This window comes from Ruegeria sp. AI3, from assembly GCF_056541245.1.
This window is the reverse complement of the sequence record NZ_JBQFYA010000032.1, coordinates 1-3,805: the sequence shown is the minus strand read 5'-3', so window position 1 is coordinate 3,805 and position 3,805 is coordinate 1. Positions and strand designations below refer to the sequence as shown.

The 3,805-nt window shown below is 62.4% G+C and carries 3 protein-coding genes; all 3 read right to left on the bottom strand.

The genetic code is table 11. The features are described from left to right. Positions 1-55 precede the first annotated feature (55 nt). On the bottom strand, positions 56-847 hold the full coding sequence (locus tag ACRZ95_RS22695) for an FAD binding domain-containing protein (RefSeq protein ID WP_170675953.1): 792 nt from the start codon (positions 845-847) through the stop codon (positions 56-58). Positions 848-942: 95 nt separating this feature from the next. After that, positions 943-3,303, bottom strand: coding sequence for a xanthine dehydrogenase family protein molybdopterin-binding subunit (locus tag ACRZ95_RS22690; RefSeq protein WP_170675952.1), 2,361 nt, complete (start codon positions 3,301-3,303; stop codon positions 943-945). Positions 3,304-3,328: 25 nt separating this feature from the next. Beyond that, the coding region (locus ACRZ95_RS22685; protein WP_480555635.1) for a (2Fe-2S)-binding protein at positions 3,329-3,805 on the bottom strand (477 nt) is incomplete at its 5' end.

The window sequence follows — 3,805 nt, the reverse complement described above, 5'->3', positions numbered from 1 at the left end:
CATAGCAAAAGCCCCGAGGTTTTGCCCGGGGCTTTAGGGTTTGTTGTTTTTGTGTTTATGCGCAGTCTTGGACGGCACGTTTTGTCATGACGCTGACGAGATGCGCGCGGTAGTCTTTGCTGCCATGCAGGTCGGCGATCATGTTCATCGGGTTGACGCTCAGCCCCATCAGTGCCTCGGCGCTGAAGGATTTGTTCAGGGCCTCTTCGGCCTCTGCCCACCGGAACACACCGTCTTCGCTGGCGCCGGTCACGGCCACGCGGACACCATCCGCGAACCGCGCCACGTAGACGCCGACCAAGGCAAATCGGGACGCAGGCTGCAGGAACTTCTGATAGCTCGCTGCCTGCGGCACCGGGAAGCGAACCGAGGTGATGATCTCACCTTCATCCAGCGCGGTGGCAAACATGCCCTGAAAGAAGTCATCCGCCGCGATCTGCCGCGCGTTGGTCACGATGGTCGCGCCCGAGCCCAGCACACCCGCCGGGTAACAGGCCGCCGGATCATTGTTGGCCACCGACCCGCCAATGGTGCCGCGGTTGCGCACCGCCGGATCACCGATCTGACCCGCCAAAGCCGCCAGCGCCGGATACGATCCCGCCGCCTCGCGCGCCACCGTGGCATGGGGCGTCGCCCCGCCAATGACGACCGAGCCGTCATCCTCGACACAGACACCCTGCATCTCGGCAATCCCACCCATGCTGACCAGCACCGAAGGGGCCGCCAGGCGCTGCTTCAGCGTCGGGATCAGCGTCTGACCCCCACCCAATGGCTGCGCATCCTCGGCCCCCAACGCAGCAACCGCGTCGGCAATGCTCGAGGGCTTTTCAAACTCGAAACTGTACATTCCGCTTTTCCTTTCCGAAGAGCGCAGATCCGCTCTTCATCTGGCTAAAAATACCTCGGGGGTCCGGGAGCTGGCCCCCGGACCGCCCTCTCGACTCAGCTGTTCATCGCCGCCCAGACGCGCGACGGGCTTACTGGCATATCGATGTGATCCACCGCCTTGCCGCCCGAGTTCATCGCATCCAGAACCGCATTGACCACCGCCGGCGGAGAGCCAATTGCCCCGGCCTCACCACAGCCCTTCACACCCAACGGGTTATGCGTACAGGGTGTTTGGCTGGAATGATCGACGCCATAGAAGGGCACATCATCAGCGCGCGGCATGGCGTAATCCATGAAGGACGCGCTCAGCAGCTGGCCATTCTCGTCATAGGCGCAGTTCTCAAGCAGAGCCTGGCCGATACCCTGGCCAATACCGCCATGGACCTGGCCATCCACGATCATCGGATTGACTATGTTGCCAAAGTCATCCGCCGCGGTGAAGGCTTCGATGCTGACCTGACCAGTCTCGGGGTCCAGCTCGACCTCGCAGGCATAAGCGCCCGAGGGGAAGGTGAAGTTGGCCGGGTCGTAGAACGCGGTCTCCTCCAGCCCCGGTTCCACCTCCAGCGGGAAGTTATGCGGCACGTAGGCTGTCAGGGTTACATCGCCCCAGGTCACCGACTTGTCGGTGCCCGCGACGCTGAACTGACCGTCCTTCAGCTCAATATCGGCCTCAGACGCCTCCAGCAGGTGGGCGGCAATCTTCTTGGCCTTGTCGATCACCTTCTCGGTGGCCTTCACCATGGCCGAGCCACAGACCGCCAGCGAGCGCGAGCCATAAGTGCCCATGCCGAACGGGATCTTCGAAGTGTCGCCATGCACGATCTCGACCATTGATTCATCAATGCCGATCATGTCGGCCACAACCTGCGGGAAGGCAGTCTCATGCCCCTGCCCGTGGCTGTGCGCGCCAACCATGACGCTGATCGAACCGGTGGCATTCACTCGCACGGTCGCCGCGTCATAGAGACCCGCCCGGGCCCCCAGCATGCCAACGATGTTCGAGGGCGCAATGCCGCACGCCTCGATATAGCAGTTGATGCCCAGACCGCGCAGTTTGCCCTTGGCCTCGCTGGCCGCACGGCGGGCCGCAAAGCCTGCCAGATCAGCCGCAGCCTCAAGCTTGTCCATGGTCCCGTTGTAATCCCCGGTGTCATAGGTCAGCGCGACCGGCGTGTCATAGGGGAACTGGGTGATGAAGTTCTGACGGCGCAGGGCAATCGGATCGACCCCCAGCTCGCGCGCGGCCTTGTCCACCACGCGTTCCAACTGGAACGTCGCCTCGGGCCGGCCCGCGCCGCGATAGGCATCCACCGGCACCGTATTGGTGAACATCGCCTTCACATTCACCTGAATGACCGGCGTCTTGTAATTGCCTGCCATCAGCGTGCCGTGCAGCCAGGTTGGCACGGAGCTGGAGAAGGTCGACAGATACGCCCCAAGGTTCGCGTAGGTGTTGGTCCGCAACCCGATGAAGTTATTGTCTGCATCCAGCGCCAGTTCGATTTTGCTGACATGATCCCGGCCATGGGCATCCGACATGAACGCCTCGGACCGGCTGGAGGTCCACTTCACAGGCCGGTTGCAGGCCTTGGCGGCGAAGGTACAGAACGCCTCTTCCGCATAGTGGAAAATCTTGGTGCCAAAACCGCCGCCCACATCCGGGGCCACCACTCGGACCTTATGCTCGGGCAGGCCCAGCACAAAGGCGCACATCAGCAGGCGGATCACATGCGGGTTCTGCGAGGTGGTATAGAGCGTGTACTCATCCGTGCCCCGCTTATACTCACCCACCGCCACACGCGGTTCCATCGGGTTGGCAACCAGGCGGTTGTTCACCAGATCCAGCGTGGTCACATGGGCCGCATTGGCGAAGACCTCATTGACCTTGGCGTCATCCGCTTCACCCAGCTGCCAATCATAGCAGATGTTGTTCTTCAGATCGTCATGGACCAGCGTCGCGCCCTCTTGCGCCGCGGCCTTCATGTCGATCACGGCGGGCAGTTCCTCGATCTCGAGGTCAATCGCCTCGGCCGCATCACGCGCCTGCTCCAGGCTGTCGGCCACAACGGCGGCGATGGGATCACCCACATGGCGCACCTTGCCCTGGGCCAGAATGGGATGCGCAGGCTCCTGCATGGGCGCGCCGTGCTTGTCCGTCACCTCCCAGCCGCAGGGCATGCCGCCCACGCCTTCGAAATCCTTGCCGGTGAACACCTTGACCACGCCCGGCATGGCCTCGGCCGCCGAGGTATCAAGGCTGGTGATCCGGCCATGCGCAACATCCGAGCGCAGGAAATGAACATAGGCCTGTCCGGCCACGTTGATGTCGTCGGTATAATTGCCTGCTCCGGTCAGAAAGCGCACGTCCTCGCGCCGCTTGGAACTGGCTCCGATGCCACTGTCTTTGGGCATTGCTTGTTCTCCTCCCTCGAGCCGCTTATTCGGCGGCGATGCTGCTGACGTCCTGGCCTGAAGCGGCCATGATCGCCTTGACGATGTTGTGATAGCCCGTGCAGCGGCACAGGTTGCCTTCCAGATACTTGCGGATCTCGGCCTCGGACGGGCGCGGATTGTCCTTCAGCAAGGCCGCCGCGCTCATCACCATGCCCGGCGTGCAGAAGCCGCATTGCAGCCCGTGGTGATCCTGAAACGCCTGCTGGATCGTATTGAGCGTCCCATCCTCGGAGGCCTGACCCTCGATCGTGCCGACCTCGGCCCCGTCAGCCTCAACCGCCAGCATGTTGCACGACTTCACGGCCTCGCCGTTTACATGCACCACACAGGCCCCGCATTGCGCCGTATCACAGCCCACATGCGTCCCCGTCAAAGACAAATGATCCCGCAAAAAACCAGACAATAACGTCCGACCCTCAACTTCACCGCTCACAGACATGCCATTCACAGTCAGCGATAT

Coding starts and splice junctions, on each gene's coding strand:
- ACRZ95_RS22695 (WP_170675953.1), bottom strand. CDS start 847: ATGTACAGTTTCGAGTTTGAAAAGCCCTCGAGCATTGCCGACGCGGTT.
- ACRZ95_RS22690 (WP_170675952.1), bottom strand. CDS start 3,303: ATGCCCAAAGACAGTGGCATCGGAGCCAGTTCCAAGCGGCGCGAGGAC.